13 protein-coding genes are annotated in these 18,087 nt (G+C 74.2%); 2 read left to right on the plus strand and 11 right to left on the minus strand.

Annotation, left to right across the window (positions count from 1 at the left end):
* Window positions 1-18 precede the first annotated feature (18 nt).
* The 3 genes from I3F54_RS01565 to I3F54_RS01575 all read right to left on the minus strand — a co-directional run bounded on the left by I3F54_RS01565 (window position 19) and on the right by I3F54_RS01575 (window position 4,189).
* Window positions 19-684 (minus strand): GNAT family N-acetyltransferase, encoded by a 666-nt coding sequence (locus I3F54_RS01565; protein ID WP_240116756.1) that lies wholly within the window; start codon window positions 682-684, stop codon window positions 19-21.
* Window positions 579-2,522, minus strand: coding sequence for an IucA/IucC family siderophore biosynthesis protein (locus tag I3F54_RS01570; RefSeq protein WP_374205837.1), 1,944 nt, complete (start codon window positions 2,520-2,522; stop codon window positions 579-581). The genes I3F54_RS01565 and I3F54_RS01570 overlap by 106 nt, the downstream gene beginning before the upstream one ends.
* Window positions 2,523-2,683: 161 nt before the next feature.
* A complete protein-coding gene (locus I3F54_RS01575; RefSeq protein WP_240116689.1) occupies window positions 2,684-4,189 on the minus strand; it encodes an aminotransferase class III-fold pyridoxal phosphate-dependent enzyme in 1,506 nt (501 codons plus the stop codon).
* Window positions 4,190-4,868: 679 nt separating this feature from the next.
* Between I3F54_RS01575 and I3F54_RS01580 the strand changes: the two genes are divergently transcribed.
* Window positions 4,869-6,095: a serine protease gene (locus I3F54_RS01580; protein WP_240116690.1), complete on the plus strand. Its 1,227-nt coding sequence runs from the start codon at window positions 4,869-4,871 to the stop codon at window positions 6,093-6,095.
* 189 nt (window positions 6,096-6,284) lie between these two features.
* On the opposite strand, the gene hflX is transcribed toward I3F54_RS01580, so the two are convergent.
* From hflX to miaA, 6 genes are all read right to left on the minus strand, one after another.
* Window positions 6,285-7,778 (minus strand): GTPase HflX, encoded by a 1,494-nt coding sequence (gene hflX / locus I3F54_RS01585; RefSeq protein ID WP_240116691.1) that lies wholly within the window; start codon window positions 7,776-7,778, stop codon window positions 6,285-6,287.
* 134 nt (window positions 7,779-7,912) lie between these two features.
* On the minus strand, window positions 7,913-9,421 hold the full coding sequence (locus tag I3F54_RS01590) for a M1 family metallopeptidase (protein ID WP_240116692.1): 1,509 nt from the start codon (window positions 9,419-9,421) through the stop codon (window positions 7,913-7,915).
* A 99-nt stretch (window positions 9,422-9,520) separates the two neighbouring features.
* On the minus strand, window positions 9,521-11,653 hold the full coding sequence (locus I3F54_RS01595) for a bifunctional (p)ppGpp synthetase/guanosine-3',5'-bis(diphosphate) 3'-pyrophosphohydrolase (RefSeq protein WP_240116693.1): 2,133 nt from the start codon (window positions 11,651-11,653) through the stop codon (window positions 9,521-9,523).
* Between the two features lie 354 nt (window positions 11,654-12,007).
* Complete coding sequence (gene dapF / locus I3F54_RS01600) at window positions 12,008-12,880, minus strand: diaminopimelate epimerase (protein WP_240116694.1); 873 nt, start codon at window positions 12,878-12,880, stop codon at window positions 12,008-12,010.
* A gap of 57 nt (window positions 12,881-12,937) precedes the next feature.
* On the minus strand, window positions 12,938-13,441 hold the full coding sequence (locus I3F54_RS01605; protein ID WP_240116757.1) for a hypothetical protein: 504 nt from the start codon (window positions 13,439-13,441) through the stop codon (window positions 12,938-12,940).
* A gap of 108 nt (window positions 13,442-13,549) precedes the next feature.
* A complete protein-coding gene (miaA, locus tag I3F54_RS01610; protein ID WP_240116695.1) occupies window positions 13,550-14,488 on the minus strand; it encodes a tRNA (adenosine(37)-N6)-dimethylallyltransferase MiaA in 939 nt (312 codons plus the stop codon).
* Between the two features lie 479 nt (window positions 14,489-14,967).
* Here miaA and I3F54_RS01615 point away from each other — a divergent pair, with 479 nt between their 5' ends.
* Window positions 14,968-15,237 (plus strand): antitoxin, encoded by a 270-nt coding sequence (locus I3F54_RS01615; RefSeq protein ID WP_240116696.1) that lies wholly within the window; start codon window positions 14,968-14,970, stop codon window positions 15,235-15,237.
* 36 nt (window positions 15,238-15,273) lie between these two features.
* Here I3F54_RS01615 and I3F54_RS01620 read toward each other — a convergent pair whose 3' ends face one another.
* The gene (locus I3F54_RS01620) at window positions 15,274-15,981 is read right to left on the minus strand and encodes a class III extradiol dioxygenase subunit B-like domain-containing protein (protein WP_240116697.1); all 708 of its coding nucleotides are present in this window, start codon (window positions 15,979-15,981) and stop codon (window positions 15,274-15,276) included.
* Between the two features lie 159 nt (window positions 15,982-16,140).
* On the minus strand, window positions 16,141-17,667 hold the full coding sequence (miaB, locus tag I3F54_RS01625; RefSeq protein ID WP_240116698.1) for a tRNA (N6-isopentenyl adenosine(37)-C2)-methylthiotransferase MiaB: 1,527 nt from the start codon (window positions 17,665-17,667) through the stop codon (window positions 16,141-16,143).
* Window positions 17,668-18,087: the final 420 nt, after the last annotated feature.

Consider the following 18,087-nt stretch of genomic DNA (forward strand, 5'->3'; position numbering starts at 1 on the left):
CCGTGTCACCGGACGCGGTCACAGCACGTTGCGCAGGGACCGGTCGCGCACCATCAGCGCCGCCCGCTTGGCGGGCAGGTCGACCTCGGCCGCATACCGGAAGCCGGCGCCGAGGAAGGCGGCGACGGAGGGCGTGTTGCGCAGGTCCGGCTCGGCGACCACGCGGGTGCAGGCGGGACGGCCGTCGAGGACGAGGTCGGCGACCGTACGCAGCAGGATGCGGCCGAGGCCGCGCCCCCGGTCGGCGGTCTCGCCGAGCAGGAGGTGGACGCCGGCATCCAGGGGGCGGGCGGGATAGTGCCGGGCCAGCGGGTCCAGGTCGGCCCGGTAGATCTCCCAGTAGCTCATCGGCGTCCCGTCCAGCACGCCGAGGCACGGGACGCTGTGCCCGGGGCCGTCGAGCTGCGCCCGCAGGTGCGCCTCCGTCACGGTGTCCGGGCCGGACAGCTCCCAGAACGCGGCGACCGCGGGGTCGTTCATCCAGCGGGCCAGGAGCGCCAGGTCCCGCGCGATCCGGACGGCGACGAGGCGGAACTCACCTGCGAGGGTGACGGCCGGACCGTGCACCGTCGTCGCGCTCACGCGTGCAGCGGGTTGGCGATCGTCACGTAGACGGACTGGGTGTCCACCGGGCCGACGAGTTCGTCCAGCCCCTGCAACCGGGTCAGCAGGTTGGCCTTGCAGCGCAGCACGGGCGATTCCAGCAGCCGGGCCGGCAGGGTGCTGCGCATCCGGCCGGGGCCCGAGGCGGCACCGGTGAGGAAGCGGCGGAACGCGGCGAGCAGCAGCCGCTCGCCGGCGATGCCCTGCGCCCCGAAGGCACCGATGAGGCCGAACACGTTGTTGATCGCGAGGTAGTACGTGAAGCGCTCGTCGGTGACGGCGTCGGGGACGAAGGTGTCGCTCCGCACGCCGATGCCGGGCAGCCGGGCGTCGAGGTCGGCGCGCCGGGACTCGCGGAAGTAGTAGCCCTGGTTGTCGCGGAAGCGTCCCCCCACGGGCCAGCCGTCGGCGTCCAGCAGGAGCAGCGTGTTCTGCTGGTGTGCCTCCAGGGCGATCCCGGCCTCGCCGTCCAGCCACAGCACGGGGCGGACGACCTGCTCCAGATAGCGCAGCAACCATTCCGCGGCGACGGCGTCGCGGGGGCGCCCGGTGCGGGCGGCCAGCCGGGTGATCGCCTCGGCCAGGCGGGAGCCCGTCCCCCGCCACCCCGGGGAGACGAGACCCGCGAGACAGGTGACGTCGTCCGCCGGGGCGAAGGGGTTGTGGCGGATCACGATGTCCAGGCCGGGTACCGGGACGCCGTCCTGATCGTCGACCGCGAGCCAGGCCGGGTCGCGGACGATGTCGAATCCCGGGTGGGCGGCGTGCCACGCGCGGGCCAGGCCGGTGCGCAGCAGCCGATGCACCTCCGTGCCGCGATGCAGTTCCTTGCGGAGGTTCTCGCGCCGCGAGTTGGTGATGCGCAGGCCGAGGGACAGCTTGAGCATGGCCGGTGCACCGGGCCGGTACACGGTGCGCACCGAGGAGGTGGGGTGCCACGGTGCGCCGAACGGGCCGAGATCGCGCAGCAGTCCCGCGTCGAGGAGAGCGGCGGTCTCGGGGCGGTGACGGACCTCGCGCCACTGCCACGGGTGCAGCGGCAGAGCGGTGGCGCCGTCCTCCAGCGGCAGTCCGGGCCCGGCGAGTCGGGCCGTGAGCTGTTCGGCCGGGACGAGCCGGCCGCGTTCGGTCCACGCCGAGTCGGCGGCGTGCACGGAGGGGGCCACGGCGATCCAGTGCAGGGGGAAGGATCCGCGCAGCTCCGGGGAGAACGGCCGCTCCTCGGCCTCCGTGAGACCTTCGCGGCTCTTCGGGGCCGGGTGCAGGGGGTGGCCCAGGAGGAGGGCCTGCTCTGCGGAGAGGAAGCGGTCGGGCCCGTCGGCCGGGTGCTGCCGGCGGTCGTGGAGGAAGGCGGCGGTCCGGCGGACGGAGTCCGCCACCCGTGCGACGAGGTCGGTGCTGTGGAGGGCCGCGCCCCCGGCGGACCCTGCCGCGGGGGCCGGCTGCGCGGCCCCGGCGGTCTCCCGGCCCAGCAGGGCGGCGACGGTGACCGCGTCCAGCGGCGCCCTGTGGTCGGGGGCCCCGGCGAGGGCGGCGGGACCGAAGCGGTGCCAGCCGGTCGGGGACCAGTGATGGACCGGGGCCAGCAGGGTGGCGCCGCTGGCAGGGAGCGGGATGCGCAGCACGCCGTCGCCGGGGGCGGGCAGGCCGGCCTCGCGCGCCCAGCAGCGGAGCAGGTTCTCCACGGCGGCTGCCTCGGCCGCGGTGCGGGGGTCCGGATGCGCGACCGCGTCCGGATGCGGCGCTCGGCCGGGGTGCGGCGGCGGGCCGGACGGCGTGGACGGGGTGGACGGCGTGGACGAGCCGGGGCGCCCCGGGGTACCGGGACGCTGGACCGTGGCGGCGTGCTCCGGGGCGGGAGGAACGGGCCCGTACGGCTGCTCGTGCCGCGGTGCGAGGGCCCTCCGCTGCCGGGGCACGGTGCTGCCCTCGGGCGCGGACGGGTCCTGCCCGGCACCGGTCTGCGGGGGCGACGGCACCGGCGAGACCTCCGGGGGCTCCGGGGGCTCCGGGGGCCGAGTCTGCGGGGCAGCGGCGGGGGCCGCTGGGCGCGGGTCGCCGGCGGTGTGGGGGATGGGGTTCACGGCGATTCCTGAGCGGTGGGGCGCGGGGCGGGGGTGCGTGGCACGGGGGTGCGGCCGGCGGGGACAACCGGCCCGGCCGGACCGGCGGGCCCGGTGCCGTCGCCGGGCTTCCGTGCCACTGCCTCCAGTGCGTCGGCCAGCCGGTCCACGACGGCCGCGGCCTGCTCGTCGGTGATCGTCAGTGGTGGGAGGAGTCGCACGACGCCACCGTGCCGGCCCCCGACGCCCACGATCAGGCCGCGGCGCAGGCATTCGCGCTGCACGGCGGCAGCGAGTCCGGGCGCGGGGGGTGGGGGTGCGGGAGCGCCCGCCGGTTCCGGCGGCCGCGTGCCGTCGCCGTCCCCCGTCCGGCCCTTCGGCCCCGTCGGATCCTCCTCCCCCGTGCCCCGCGCTCCCCCGCGGCTGCCGCCCTCCGGCTGCACCAGTTCCAGGCCGATCATCAGGCCCCTTCCCCGTACGTCCCCGACGCAGGGGATCTCGGCGGCGATGCCGTGGAGGCGGGACAGTATGCGGGCCCCGAGTGCCGCCGCCCGCTCGGGCAGGCGGTGTTCGCGGACGTACGCCAGGGTCGCCGTGCCCGCGGCCATGGCGAGCTGGTTGCCACGGACATGACCGGTGGTCGCGTCGGACGGCCCGGGGTCGAGGTCGTCGCGGTGGACGACGACGGACAGCGGGAGGCTGCCGCCGATGGCCTTGGACATGACCATGACGTCAGGGGTGACTCCGCTGTGCTGTACGGCCCAGAAGGCCCCGGTGCGGCCGACGCCCGTCCGGATCTCGTCTGCGACGAGCGGAAGGGAGCGGTCGGCGGTGATCTGCCGGATGCGCCGCAGCCAGGTGTCCGGCGCGGGGACGACACCGCCCGGACCCTGCACGGCCTCCACGATCAGACCGGCCGGCTCGGGCAGACCGGACAGGGGGTCGTCGAGGAGCGACTCGGTCCAGCGGGCCGCGAGTTCGGCGCCCCGGGGTCCGCCGACGCCGAACGGACAGCGGTAGTCCTGCGGGTACGGCAGCCGGGTCACGTCCGCTTCGGGAACCGTCCGCCCGGCGTCGGCGGGGGCCGTCCCGTGCCGGGCGCCGGTGAAGGCCAGGATGCCGGGTCGGCCGGTGGCCGTACGGACGAGCCGGAGCGCGGCGGCGACGGCGTCCCGACCGGCCGGGCCGCAGAACTGCACGCGCGCGTGACGGGCCAGTCCGGGGGGAAGGGTGCGCACCAGTTCGGTGACGAACGCGTCCTCGACCGGGGTCACCACGTCGAGGACGTGCAGGGGCGCGCCGGAGTCCAGGACCTTGCGGACGGCTTCCAGGACGACGGGGTGGTTGTGCCCGAGGGCGAGCGTGCCGGCCCCGGAGAGGCAGTCCAGGTAGCGGCGGCCGTCCGCGCCCTCGATGGTCAGCCCCCGCGCCCGCACCGGCACGATCGGCAGGGAGCGCGCATAGGTGCGGGCCCCCGCCTCGCGCCCCGGTTGGCGTCGCGGGATCCCCTCGGTCACGACCACGACTCACTCTCCTCCCGCCGCACGGCACGGCCCCCACCGCGTCCGCGCCGTCCGCGGACCCCACCGCTACCAACCACGCACCGCCGTCCGGGTTACGGGTTGCGGTGAGATCCGTGTGCCGCCGCGGGGCACGCACCCTGCCTCGCGCCCGCGCGGAGCGCGGGCGCCTCGGCGCGGGGTGTGGTGGATGCTCCCCCGTTGCACGGCGACCGAGGGGATGCCCCTCCGCACGAGGTCGCGGGAGATGTGCCCGGACGGAGACCGCGGAGGACGCCCCGGCACCGCACGGGAGATCCACCATCCGCACCCGGGCGAGCCGTTGAGGGGACCGTGTCGCGTCGCCTCCCCTGCACTCGTCGGCGGTTCCTCGCCATCACGGCGCGTCGGCCCGGCCGCGGGCGACGTGTGCGGGCGATCGGTCCCCGACCCTGCCGTGGAGCCGGGTGGGCCGGTCCGCTCCCTTCGGGCCGCCACGAGCCGCCGGCGCAGGGGTGGCCCGAACCCCGCCGTCGCCGCCGCCGTCGCCGCCGGTGACGGGGACCGGGTGAGCCGCTCCCCCGGCGTCGCCCGGGCGGTGGGCTGTAGCCGAACCGTTGCTGTTCGGCCGGTGGCCTCCCACAGCCGCCGCATAGTGTGTACTGCCGTTCCAACGTCGTTCGTTCCAGGGGGAGTCCAGACCATGCGATCCATACGTCCGTCGTTCACCGCACGCCGGGAACGGGGGGTACGCCGCCCGAACCCGCCACGGATCGCGGCAGTTGCGCTCGTCTCGGCGCTCGCCCTCACCGCGACCGCCTGCGGGTCGGACGACGACACGAACGCGGACGACCGGGCCTCCGCTCCGGCCGTCGCGGGGGGCGACGGAAAGATCACCATCCCGGACGACATCAAGGACCGGCTCAAGCAGCACGGGATCGATCTCGACAAGTGGAAGAACGGCGCCTGGAAGAACTGGGACAAGGACGACTGGCTGCGCGAGGCGAAGGACTTCGTCAACCCGATCATCAAGGGCCTGTGGGACCCGGACCGGATGCGCACCGCCGACGACCCCGACAAGGGGGTCGACGACGGTGACCTCGCCGGCGACCAGGGGGTGACGGACCCGGAGCCCGCTCCCGTCCGGGCGAAGGCCGTGCCCCCGACGTACCACGCACACGCCGCCGAGGCCGGCAAGGTGTTCTTCGACTCGCCCAAGGGCACGAAGGTGTGTTCGGCGACGGTGGTGCAGGACCCCGCCCACCCGGGCAAGTCCGACCTGGTGTGGACGGCGGGCCACTGCGTGCACGCCGGCAGGCAGGGTGGCTGGTACCGCAACATCGCGTTCGTGCCGTCGTACAACGACGCGGGCCGGTCGGTCGGCCAGTTGCGGAACGCCACCCGGGAGCAGGCCTCGCCGTACGGCGTCTGGTGGGGTGACTGGGTGCAGACCTCCGACCAGTGGATCGAGCAGGGCGGGGAGAGCGGCGGTGACGGGGCGCCGTACGACTTCGCGGTGATCCATGTGACGCCGGAGGAGGGCAACGGCGGCAGGTCCCTGGAGGAGACGGTGGGTTCGGCACTGCCGGTGGACTTCCAGGCCCCGGCGGCGAGCAGGATCCGGAGCATCGCCGCGACCGGCTACCCGGCGGCGCCCCCGTACGACGGGCAGAAGCTCTACCAGTGCGAGGACCGTCCCGGCCGGCTGTCGGTCGACGCCGCGGATCCGACGATGTACCGCATCGGCTGCACCATGACCGGCGGTTCCTCCGGCGGCGGCTGGGTCGCGACGGGCGCCGACGGCAAGCCGGCCCTCGTGTCCAACACGTCGATCGGTCCGGTCAGTTCGGGCTGGCTGGCCGGACCTCGGCTGGGCGAGGTGGCCAAGGCCGTGTACGACGAGGTGAGCAGGAAGTTCGCCGGCCGGTGACAGCGGTGCCCCGGCGGGCGGCGGCGGGTCGGCCGAAGGCGTCTCACGCGGCCCTCACCGCCCGCCGCGCGGGCCGATCCCACGCGCAGTCCCCGGGTCGCGCACAAGGGGACGCGCTCACGACGGGGAACGGCATGACGAGGGCCCGCCCCCGCGGTGAAGCGGGGGCGGGCCCTTGCCGGTGGTGGGTCAGGCGAGCGGGGCCAGGGCGTAGGGCGCCAGGTCCGCCGCCAGTTCCTCGTGCACCCGCGCCTTGAGCAGCGTGCCCTCCGCCGTGTGCTCCGCGGAGATCACCTCGCCCTCGTCGTGGGCGCGGGCGACCAGCCTGCCGTGCGTGTACGGCACGAGCGCCTCGATCTCGACGGCCGGGCGGGGCAGCTCGTTGTCGATCAGCGCGAGCAGCTCGGCGATGCCCTGTCCGGTGCGGGCCGAGACCGCCAGGGACCGCTTCTCGATCCGCAGCATCCGCTGGAGCACCAGCGGGTCGGCCGCGTCCGCCTTGTTGATCACGACGATCTCGGGCACGTCGGTGGCGCCGACGTCCCTGATCACCTCGCGCACGGCCGCCAGCTGCTCCTCCGGGTCGGGGTGGGAGCCGTCCACCACGTGCAGGATCAGATCGGACTCCCCGACCTCCTCCATGGTGGAGCGGAACGCCTCGACCAGGTGGTGCGGCAGGTGCCGGACGAAGCCGACGGTGTCGGTCAGGGTGTACAGCCGGCCGCTCGGGGTCTCGGCACGGCGCACGGTCGGGTCGAGGGTCGCGAACAGGGCGTTCTCGACGAGCACGCCCGCGCCGGTGAGCCGGTTGAGCAGGGAGGACTTGCCGGCGTTGGTGTAGCCCGCGATGGCCACGGACGGCACCTTGTGGCGCTTGCGCTCCTTGCGCTTGACGTCGCGGCCGGTCTTCATGTCCGCGATCTCCCGGCGCAGCTTCGCCATCTTCTCGCGGATCCGCCGCCGGTCCGTCTCGATCTTGGTCTCACCGGGCCCACGGGTGGCGAGGCCGCCGCCCTTCCCGCCGCCCATCTGCCGGGACAGCGACTGACCCCAGCCGCGCAGCCGCGGCAGCATGTACTGCATCTGCGCGAGCGCGACCTGCGCCTTGCCCTCGCGGGACTTGGCGTGCTGGGCGAAGATGTCCAGAATCAGGGCCGTCCGGTCGATGACCTTGACCTTGACGACGTCCTCAAGGTGAATGAGCTGGCCGGGGCTGAGTTCCCCGTCGCAGATGACGGTGTCGGCACCCGAGTCGAGGACGATGTCACGCAGTTCGACGGCCTTGCCGGAGCCGATGTACGTCGCGGCGTCCGGCTTGTCGCGGCGCTGGATCACTCCGTCGAGGACGAGGGCGCCCGCGGTCTCCGCGAGGGCGGCCAGCTCGGCGAGCGAGTTCTCGGCGTCCTGCACGGTGCCCGAGGTCCACACGCCGACGAGCACGACCCGCTCCAGCCTCAGCTGTCGGTACTCGACCTCGGTGACGTCCTCGAGTTCGGTGGACAGGCCCGCCACGCGGCGGAGTGCCGCGCGTTCGGAGCGGTCGAACTGGTCGCCGTCCCGCTCGCCGTCGATCGCGTGGCTCCAGGCGACGTCCTCTTCCATCAGGGCATCGGCCCGAAGGCCCTCGGGGTAGTCGTGCGCGAGGCGCTTGGTGTCCTGGGAAGGGGAAGAAGTGGAGGTCATTGGGTCCTTACGTCGATGGGAATCCGTCTGTGGCGGTCATGGTGAACAACGCACGAGCATCCCGGGAGATTCCCGCGGCCCGTGGCGCGCCGGCCTGACGATGGTCGCACGGCGCGGCCTGTCCCGTCACCGTCTTATCGCCGGCCTCCGGCGGCCTTGCCGGACCCCGTGGACGTCCAGTCCGGGTGCCCCGGCATCGGCGGGGTCGTCTCGCCGTACAGCCAGGCCCGGAAGAAGGCGCTCAGGTCGCGGCCGGAGACGTCGGAGGCGAGCCGGACGAAGTCGGCCGTGGTGGCGGTGGAGTCGCGGTGCTCCTGCACCCACACCCGCTCCAGGCGTTCGAACGCGGGCCGGCCGATCGTCTGGCGCAGCGCGTACAGGACGAGCGCGGCGCCGTCGTAGACGTTCGCGCGGAAGATGCCGATCTTCCGGCCCGCGGTGGGGGGCTTCGGTGCGGCCGGGGGGCCGCCGGCCTCGCGCCAGCGGTCGGAGAAGGAGTAGGCGGCCTTCATGCGGGCCTGCAGGGGCCGGTCGGCGTGCTCCTCGGCGTACAGGGCCTCGTACCAGGTGGCGTGTCCTTCGTTGAGCCACAGGTCGGACCAGGTGCGGGGGCTGACGCTGTCGCCGAACCACTGGTGGGAGAGCTCGTGCACCATGACCGAGTCGACGTACCACTCGGGATAGGCGGGCTCGGTGAACAGGTCCCTCTCGAAGAGGGAGAGCGTCTGTGTCTCCAGTTCGAAGCCCGTGTCGGCCTCGGCCATGAGCAGGCCGTACGTCTCGAAGGGGTAGCGGCCGACCTTGCTCTCCATCCAGGCGATCTGGTCGGGCGTCCTCTTCAGCCAGCGTTCGAGCTTGTCCCTGTCCTTGGCGGGCACCACGTCGCGCAGGGGCAGGTGGTGCGGGCCGGTGCGGTGCAGGACGCTGGAGCGGCCGATGGAGACCTGGGCGAGCTCGGTCGCCATGGGGTGCTGGGTGCGGTACGTCCAGGTGGTCGTGCCGCCGGCCCGTTCCGCGCCGGCCGGCAGGCCGTTGGCGACGGCGGTGTAGCCCTCGGGAGCCGTGACGCGGATGGTGAACATCGCCTTGTCGGAGGGGTGGTCGTTGCACGGGAAGACCAGGTGGGCGGCGTCGGCCTGGTTGGCCATGGCGAGGCCGTCCGCGGTGCGCACCCAGCCGCCGTCCCTGCCGGTCGCCGGTGTGGGGTCGCTGGTGTGCCGCACGGTGATCCGCATCCAGCTGCCGCGGGGCAGGCGGCGGGCGGGGGTGACGACGAGGTCCTCGCCCGCGCCGGTGAAGGCGGCGGGCTCACCGTCGACGTCCACGGACTCCACGTCGCCGTGCGCGAAGTCGAGGTTGACCCGCTGCAGCGGGGCCGTCGTCCACGCGTCGATCGTGGTGACCGCCTCCAGCGGCTCGTCGTTGCTGCCGGAGTAGGTGAAGGAGAGGTCGTACGCCGCCACGTCGTAGCCGGGATTGCCCAGCTGGGGGAAGAGACGGTCGCCGACGCCCAGCGGGGCCGGGGGCGCGTCGGCGGCGACGAGGCAGGTGCTGAGGGCGGCGGCGACCAGGGCCGCCTTCACCCGGCGGGGGTTGCGGGGGCGATGCCGGGTGGCGCGGGGGTCACGGGGGGTGAGCAGCATGCACCACGGCTACCAGCGCGCACCCCACCGGTGGGGGCGACGCGCGCCCGGCCCACCCGAACGAGTGCCGGTGCGGGGCGGGCGTGCCGCGCCGGCCGGTCAGGGGGTGGGCGGGCGGTGCTGGCTGCGGTTCACGTCGTACACGCCGGGGACGTTGCGCATGGCGCGCATGAGCACGGGGAGGTGGGCGGCGTCGCGGAGTTGGAGGGTGTACGTGTGGCGCACCCGCTGCTGGGTGGGGGACTCGACGGTGGCGGAGACGATCTCGGCGCCTTCCAGGGCGATGACCTCGGTGAGGTCGGCGAGCAGGTGGGGACGGCCGAACGATTCGGCGACCAGGGTGACCCGGCACTCGGTGGTTTCGCCCCAGCGCACGCCGACCTCCGCACGCCCGGCGTTCTTCATCCGCGCCACGGCGGCGCACTCCACGCGGTGCACGGTGACCACTCCGCCGCGCACGGCGAAGCCGGTGACCCGGTCCGGTGGTACCGGCGTGCAGCAGCCGGCGAGCCGTACGGCCGCCCCGGCGCGTTCGACGACGGCGTTGGCCCCGGGCCGGGCGGCGAGCGGGCCGCTCCCGGGGCGGGGGGCGGGTGCCTCGGCGGTGGGCCGGGGCACGGCGGAGTCGCCGGGCGGGCTCTCGGGTCTGTCGGGGGCCGGGTGCGCCGTCAGCCACCGCTGGATGGCGATGCGGGCGGCGGGTGTGCGGGCGTGCTCCAGCCACTCCCGGGAGGGCTCGGCGGCCGGGTCCTTGCCCATGAGGAGGTCGACGGTGTCGCCGTCGCGCAGCACGGTGCTCAGGGTCGCCAGGCGGCCGTTCACGCGGGCGCCGAGGCAGGCGTGCGCGTCCTCGCCGTACTGGGCGTACGCGGCGTCCACGCAGGTCGCCCCGTCGGGCAGGCCGAGGGCCCCGCCGTCGGGCCGGAAGACGGCGATCTCGCGGTCCTGTGCGAGGTCCGCGCGCAGCGTGGACCAGAAGGTGTCGGGGTCGGGCGCGGCCTCCTGCCAGTCCAGCAGGCGGGAGAGCCAGCCGGGCCGGGTGGGGTCGACGCGTTCGCCCTCGGCGGGGTCGTCGGACACGGGCGCGTACGGGTTGCCCAGGGCGACCACACCGGCCTCGGCGACCTTGTGCATCTGGTGGGTGCGGATCAGCGTCTCGGCGATCTGCCCGTCCGTGCGGGCCAGGGCGGTGTGCAGCGACTGGTAGAGGTTGAACTTGGGTACGGCGATGAAGTCCTTGAACTCCGAGACGACGGGTGTCATGCAGGTGTGCAGTTCACCGAGGACGGCGTAGCAGTCGGCGTCCTCGTTCACCAGCACCAGCAGGCGGCCGAAGTCCGCGCCGCGCAGCTGTCCGCGGCGGCGTGCGACGCGGTTCACGGAGACGAAGTGGCGGGGCCGGATGACGACTTCGGCGGGGATGTCCGCCTCGCGCAGGACGTCGCGCATCTCGTCGGCGATCTCCGCGAGCGGGTCGTCGGTGCGGGAGGCGTTCTCGACGATCAGGTCCCGCGTGTGCTGGTACTCCTCGGGGTGGAGGATCGCGAAGACGAGGTCCTCGAGTTCGGTCTTGAGGGCCTGCACGCCCAGTCGTTCGGCGAGGGGGATGAGGACGTCCCGGGTCACCTTGGCGATGCGGGCCTGTTTCTCGGGACGCATGACGCCGAGGGTGCGCATGTTGTGCAGCCGGTCGGCGAGTTTGATCGACATCACCCGGACGTCGCTGCCGGTGGCGACGAGCATCTTGCGGAACGTCTCGGGCTCGGCGGCGGCCCCGTAGTCGACCTTCTCCAGCTTCGTGACGCCGTCGACGAGATACCGCACCTCCTCGCCGAACTGCTGGCCCACCTGATCCAGCGTCACCTCGGTGTCCTCGACGGTGTCGTGGAGCAGGGACGCCGTCAACGTGGTCGTCTCGGCTCCGAGTTCGGCGAGGATCAGCGTCACGGCGAGCGGGTGCGTGATGTACGGCTCGCCGCTCTTGCGCATCTGGCCGCGGTGCGAGGACTCGGCCAGCAGGTAGGCGCGGCGCAGCGGTTCGAGGTCCGCGTCGGGGTGGTGGGCGCGGTGGGCGTCGACGACGTGGCTGATGGCGTCGGGCAGCCGGTCACGTGCGGCGGGACCGAGCAGCGCCGCCCGGCCGAGGCGGCGCAGATCGATCCGCGACCGCCAGCGTGCCGTCGGGCCGGTGACCGGACCCGGGGTGGCGGGGTTCGTGGCCTCCGCACTCATGAGCACCTCCGGCTGCGTGGACCGGCGGACGGGGTGCCCCTTGGCGGACACGGCTCAGGGGATGGCGGGTCCCCCGTCCGAGCCGGTGCTTGATGCTACCGAGCCCATCACGCGCAACCGACCGGCTCTCGCCGAGCGTGAAACGGATCACCCATTCGAGCGACGGTGAGGGCGTTTGCGGTTTGAGCGCGACCGCCACTTGAGCGGTTGCACCCCGGGACGCTCACCCTCCCGGAGGACAGCGCCGTCCGAGGGGATGTGCGAGCATCGGGAACATCGCCCTCCGAGGGGCGCGCCGGCGCCGGAGGCGCGTGGCAGGCTCCCCGGCACGGAGGGCCCCGTCCGGCGGAGCACTCACCGGCGCTGCGTGCCCCTGAGCCACTCCGGGTCCAGCTCGCCCTCGGCGACGATCACAGCGGGCCCGGTCATCTCGATCTCGCCGTCCGGGCGCTCGGTGATCACCAGACGCCCGCCGGGCACGTCGACCGTGTAGGTGGCCGGGGTCCCGGTGACGGCCGGGTCGGCTCCGTCGCGGCGGGCGGTGGCGACGGCGACCGCGCACGCCCCCGTGCCGCAGGAGCGGGTCTCGCCGGCGCCACGCTCGTGGACCCGCATGGCGACGTGGGCGGGGCCGCGGTCCACCGCGAACTCGACGTTGACCCCGTCCGGGTAGGCGGAGGCCGGACTGAAGGGCGGCGCCTCGTGCAGGGTCCCGGCGTGTGCCAGGTCGTCGACGAAGGCGACGGCGTGCGGGTTGCCCATGTTCACGTTGCGCGCGGGCCAGCTGCGCTCGCCGACGCTCACCGTGACCTCGCCCTCGGGGAGCCGGGCCGTGCCCATGCCGACGGTGACGTCTCCGTCCTTGGCGATGTGCACGGTCCTCACGCCGCCGCGGGTGGCGACGGCGAGGTCGCCCTCGGTGGCGTGCCCGGCGTGCTGGAGGTAGCGGGCGAAGACGCGGACGCCGTTGCCGCACATCTCGGCGATCGAGCCGTCGCCGTTGCGGTAGTCCATGAACCACTCCGCGTCGGCCGCCATGTGCCGGGCCTCGGGGTGCGCGGCGGAGCGCACCACGTGCAGCAGGCCGTCGCCGCCGATGCCCGCGCGGCGGTCGCACAGGACGGCGACGACGGCGGGGGGCAGGTCGACGGCGTTCTCGGGGTCCGGGACGATCACGAAGTCGTTCTCGGTGCCGTGGCCCTTGAGGAAGGCGATCCGCGTGCTCATGCGTCGATCGTAAGCGGTGGGCGCCGCGCACCGGCGTGCGCGGGGAGGGCGCCCCCGTCAGCGCAGTCGCGCGACCCGCCACACGGCGAGGACGGCGACCGCGGCGAGGACGACGGCGTAGGCGAGGACGACCCGCCAGTCCGGGCGGCGGCCGGAGCCGCGCTGCGGCAGGCCCGGCCAGGTGTAGCCGACCCTGCGGGCGGCCATCATGCCCCAGCCTGCCGCGCAGGAGCAGATCAGCAGCCCCAGCATGGCGATCACGGCTCCGCTGTCGCCGAAGTCGAAGGCGAGCGGGAACGCGAACATCAGGGAGCCGGTCGCCGCGAGGGCCACGATGGGAGCGAGCTGCCAGATCCGCAGCCGGCGCTGCGGGCGCAGCTCGACCTCGACCTCGGGACCGGAGGAGAACATCTCCTCCGGCTCGGGGCCGTCGGCGGTCATGCCGTCCTCGGTCTCGTCGAGCCCGTCGGGACCGAGCGAACCGCCGTCCCGCTCCGGTTCGCCGCTGTCGGCGGTGACGGGTTCGGTCTCTTGTGCGGTGTCGCGAGGGCCGGCCTCCATCGCCACGCGCCCTCCCAACTCGGACTCCACTTGGTCGATCGAAGGTCGATGATGGCATGGTCCCGGAGGCCCGGATGACGGCCTGGGCGTCCCGATGCCATGACGTGATCAGGCTGTAACCGGTCGTTCGATCAACGCCAGCGCCAGCTTCGGAAGTTCCCTGCGGTCCGCGGCGGCCCCACTCAACCAGTGCACCCGCGGATCGCGCCTGAACCACGAATCCTGACGGCGCGCGAAGCGCTTGGTGGCACGGACGGTCTCGTCCCGCGCTTCCCGGAGCGTGCACCCTCCGGCGAGCGCCGCGAGCACCTGCTGGTAGCCGAGCGCACGCGAGGCCGTGCGTCCCTCGCGCAGCCCCTGCGCCTCCAGGGCGCGCACCTCGTCGACGAGCCCGGCCTCCCACATCCGGTCGACGCGGTGGGCGATGCGCTCGTCGAGTTCGGGGCGCGCCACGTCGACGCCGATCTGGACGGTGTCGTAGACGGAGTCGTGACCGGGCAGGTTGGCGGTGAAGGGCTTGCCGGTGATCTCGATCACTTCCAGTGCCCGGACGACGCGGCGCCCGTTACTGGGCAGGATCGCGCGTGCGGCCCCGGGGTCGGCGGCGGCCAGCCGGGCGTGCAGGGCGCCGGAGCCGTGCTGCGCGAGTTCAGCCTCCAGCCGGGCGCGCACCTGAGGGTCCGTGCCGGGGAATTCGAGGTGGTCCACGGCGCCGCGGACGTACAGTCCGGAGCCGCCCACGAGGACGGGCCAGCGGCCCTCGGCGAGGAGCGCGTCGATCCGGGCCCGGGCCAGGCGCTGGTACTCGGCGACGGACGCCGTGACGGTGACGTCCCAGATGTCGAGCAGATGGTGCGGGACGCCGCCGCGTTCCCCGGGCGTCAGTTTGGCCGTGCCGATGTCCATCCCGCGGTACAGCTGCATGGAGTCGGCGTTGACGACCTCGCCGCCGAGTTGCTGGGCCAGGAAGACGCCGAGGTCGGACTTTCCTGCTGCGGTGGGGCCGACGACGGCGATGACGCGGGGGGCGGGGGCTGCGCTGGTCACCGCACCAGTCTCGCAAACCCGGCGGAGTGCCCTCGAACGGGTTGCGTGATGTGATCCGCGCCGGTTCGCCGCCCGGTGCGCGGGGCGCGATCCGTCACGAGCGGCCCCGGGTTCGGGGTCGGGACGGGGACGGACCCGGGAGGGGCGGGACGCCACCCGCGCGAGTACCGTATGGAGGTGATACGGGCGTTCTTGCCCTGCTTCTCCACATCTCGCCGGCCCGGGGGGAGGCGCCGGACGCCTCGCAGCCGGCGGCGCCGGGCGGTCCCGCCCCGGGACGCGGGCTCCGAAGGACGTGGCGCGGGCGGTGGACGGTCCGCGGAGGCCGATGCCCCGCGCGGGCGGTCCCCCGGCGGCGGCAGGCCGGGGAACGGCCGTCGGCGGGGCCGGTGAGGGCACCCGCACCCGACGCGGCGCAGCGGCGGAGGGGACGGGGAACGGCGCCCAGGAGCGGAGCCCAGGAACAGGGAAGGTGACCCATGGGTCTGTTGCACAACCTCAAGGCCAGGCTGAACCCGGCCAGGGACAAGGTCTCCGACCTCGCGCAGCAGCACGGGGACAGGATCGGCAACGGTCTGGACCGGGCCGCGAAGACGGTCGACGAGAAGACCGGGGGCAGGTACAGCGACAAGATCGAGACGGGTACCGGGAAGGCGAAGCACGCCATGGACCGGCTCGCGCACAAGCCCGGTCCCGGGGCGGGGGACGACACCTTCACACCCCCGGAAGGACCCCCGCCCGCCTCCTGAAACACCCCGCCCTGTGCGCCCCCTCGGGAGCGGGCGCTACGACCAGGTCGCGACCAGGTATCCCACGCCGTACGGCGCGTCCTCGTGGAGAAGGGCCCCGGACAGCCTGGCCCCCTCCGCGGCACCGGCGAGCACCTGCCACGGAGCACGGCCGGAGACCTTCAGCTCGCGCGCCAGTTCCTCGTCCATCGCCCGGAGGGCCGCCACGTCCGCCGAACCCAGTGCCCGCGCGGCGGCGGCGTCGAAGGGCGCGGCCCGCTCGTCCAGGTAACCCGGCGCCTTGAGCGTGCGGCACGCGCTGGCGTCGCCCATCACCAGCAGCGCGACCCGCTCGGCCGCCGCGGCGATCTCCCGGCCCGTCCGGGCGCACCGGTCGGGTGGGAGGGCCTGCGCCACGGCGAGCGCCCCGACGGGGGCGGCGGTCCAGCCGGCCCGCCGCAGCAACCAGGCGGCGACGGCGAGCGACGCGGGCAGCGCGGGCCCGCCACGCTGTCCGGTGTCCCGCCCCAATGTCACGTCGAGGGCCACGCCGAAGCCCCGGAACGACCCGTGCGCGCCCTCGCCGTAGCTCCCGCCCTCCTCGGCGGGACCGACGACCACGAGCCGGTCGGGCCGGGCGGCGGCCAGCACGCCCAGCGCGTCCGCGCAGGCGGTGCGGGCGGCGTCGAGCTCGGGCGCGGCACCCGCGGCCACGCCGGGCACGAGCAGGGGCGGACAGGGGCAGACGGCGGCGGCGACAAGCATGATCGGCAGCGTAACGCCCCGTGGTGGGCCTCCGTCACCCGGCGACGGCCGGGGACGTGGGGGCCGCCGCCGGGCCGTCGCACCGGACGGCGGGCGCACGCGGGGCACTCGCTCCGGCGCGCGGATGTGGCCGGCCGTGCGGCCGGTTCGCGGCGGGCGTCAGTCGCAGCCGCAGCCGTTCGCCGCGACCGGCAGCGGCTCCGGCGCGCCGATCCGCGGCAGCCCGAGCATCACGCCCGCGGGCTTCGCCGTCTCGGCCGCGTTGCGCTTCTCCCAGGCATCGCCCGCGGCCGTCCGGCGGACGTCCAGCGCGGGGCCCTCGGCGAGGAGGTGATGCGGAGCCGCGTACGTCACCTCGACGGTGACGACGTCGCCGGGACGGACCTCCTGATCGGGCCGGGTGAAGTGGACCAGGCGGTTGTCGGGGGCGCGGCCGGACAGGCGGCGGGTGGCGTCGTCCTTGCGGCCCTCGCCCTCGGCGACCATCAGTTCCAGGGTCCGGCCGACCTGCTTCTTGTTCTCGTCCCAGGAGATCTCCTCCTGAAGGGCGACGAGGCGCTCGTAGCGCGCCTGCACGACCTCCTTGGGGATCTGGTCCTCCATGGTGGCGGCGGGGGTGCCGGGCCGCTTGGAGTACTGGAAGGTGAACGCCTGCGTGAACCGGGCCTCGCGGACCACGTGCAGGGTCTGCTCGAAGTCCTCCTCGGTCTCACCGGGGAAGCCCACGATGATGTCGGTGGTGATCGCGGCGTGCGGGATGGCGGCCCGGACCTTCTCGATGATGCCGAGGTAGCGCTCCTGCCGGTAGGAGCGGCGCATCGCCTTGAGGACCGTGTCCGAACCGGACTGCAACGGCATGTGCAGCTGCGGCATCACGTTCGGCGTCTCGGCCATGGCGGCGATCACGTCGTCGGTGAAGTCGCGCGGGTGCGGGGAGGTGAAGCGGACGCGCTCCAGCCCCTCGACGTTCCCGCAGGCCCGCAGCAGCTTGCTGAAGGCCTCCCGGTCGCCGATGTCGGAGCCGTAGGCGTTGACGTTCTGCCCGAGCAGGGTGATCTCGCTGACGCCCTCGGCGACCAGCGCCTCGACCTCGGCGAGGATGTCGCCGGGCCGCCGGTCCTTCTCCTTGCCGCGCAGCGCGGGGACGATGCAGAAGGTGCAGGTGTTGTTGCAGCCCACGGAGATGGAGACCCAGGCCGCATAGGCGCTCTCGCGCCGGGTCGGCAGCGTCGAGGGGAAGGCCTCCAGCGACTCGGCGATCTCGACCTGCGCCTCCTCCTGGAGGCGGGCGCGCTCCAGCAGGACGGGCAGCTTGCCGATGTTGTGCGTGCCGAAGACGACGTCCACCCAGGGCGCCTTCTTGACGATGGTGTCGCGGTCCTTCTGCGCGAGGCAGCCGCCGACCGCGATCTGCATCCCGGGGCGCGACGCCTTCCTCGGCGCGAGGCGGCCCAGGTTGCCGTACAGGCGGTTGTCGGCGTTCTCCCGCACCGCGCAGGTGTTGAAGACGACGACGTCCGCGTCCCCGTCCGAGCCCTCGGGGGCGCGGACGTAGCCGGCGTCCTCCAGCAGCCCGGCCAATCGCTCGGAGTCGTGGACGTTCATCTGGCACCCGTAGGTCCGGACTTCGTACGTCTTGGATGATCGAACGTCCACTGCCGCGCTCCGGTCACTGCTGCTGGTCATGGCTCAAGGGTAGGCGGTCCGCGGCGGCGCCTGTCCAAGCGCTCCGGCGCAGGGTCCGTCGGAGAGGCGTCCTTCCCCTCGCCGGTGCGCGCCCGTGCATCACCGGGTCGCCGGCTGCCGGGACCGAGCAGGGGGTGCCGTGCCCCCTCGGTCTGCCGAGAGGCGCGGCGGGCGCGTGCGGCGCTCGGTCATCTCGCCGGTCCCGAACCCGACGGGGTCGAGCGGCGGTGGCCGGCGTGGCGATGTGGCCCTCCAGTGCTGCGACCGGGAAGGTTCGCCGGGAAGCGCGCGGCGCCCACCGCGGTGCATCGCCGGGCGGAGCACCACCCGGGCAATGGCGTACCCGGGTGGTGCGACAACGCGTCGAGGTGCCGTGCCGGGCGTCGCGAGCCGGTGAACCTGTCCCGCAGCACCACTAAT

Origin of the sequence: Streptomyces sp. MUM 2J, from assembly GCF_022414535.1 — a bacterium.
In the GTDB taxonomy this organism is placed as follows: Bacteria; Actinomycetota; Actinomycetes; order Streptomycetales; family Streptomycetaceae; genus Streptomyces.

Excerpts from the sequence above, each read along its gene's own strand:
- I3F54_RS01580 (WP_240116690.1), top strand. The coding sequence starts at position 4,869 with ATGCGATCCATACGTCCGTCGTTCACCGCACGCCGGGAACGGGGGGTA.
- hflX (WP_240116691.1), bottom strand. The coding sequence starts at position 7,778 with ATGACCTCCACTTCTTCCCCTTCCCAGGACACCAAGCGCCTCGCGCAC.
- I3F54_RS01590 (WP_240116692.1), bottom strand. The coding sequence starts at position 9,421 with ATGCTGCTCACCCCCCGTGACCCCCGCGCCACCCGGCATCGCCCCCGC.
- I3F54_RS01595 (WP_240116693.1), bottom strand. The coding sequence starts at position 11,653 with ATGAGTGCGGAGGCCACGAACCCCGCCACCCCGGGTCCGGTCACCGGC.
- dapF (WP_240116694.1), bottom strand. The coding sequence starts at position 12,880 with ATGAGCACGCGGATCGCCTTCCTCAAGGGCCACGGCACCGAGAACGAC.
- I3F54_RS01605 (WP_240116757.1), bottom strand. The coding sequence starts at position 13,441 with ATGGAGGCCGGCCCTCGCGACACCGCACAAGAGACCGAACCCGTCACC.
- I3F54_RS01615 (WP_240116696.1), top strand. The coding sequence starts at position 14,968 with ATGGGTCTGTTGCACAACCTCAAGGCCAGGCTGAACCCGGCCAGGGAC.
- I3F54_RS01620 (WP_240116697.1), bottom strand. The coding sequence starts at position 15,981 with ATGCTTGTCGCCGCCGCCGTCTGCCCCTGTCCGCCCCTGCTCGTGCCC.
- miaB (WP_240116698.1), bottom strand. The coding sequence starts at position 17,667 with ATGACCAGCAGCAGTGACCGGAGCGCGGCAGTGGACGTTCGATCATCC.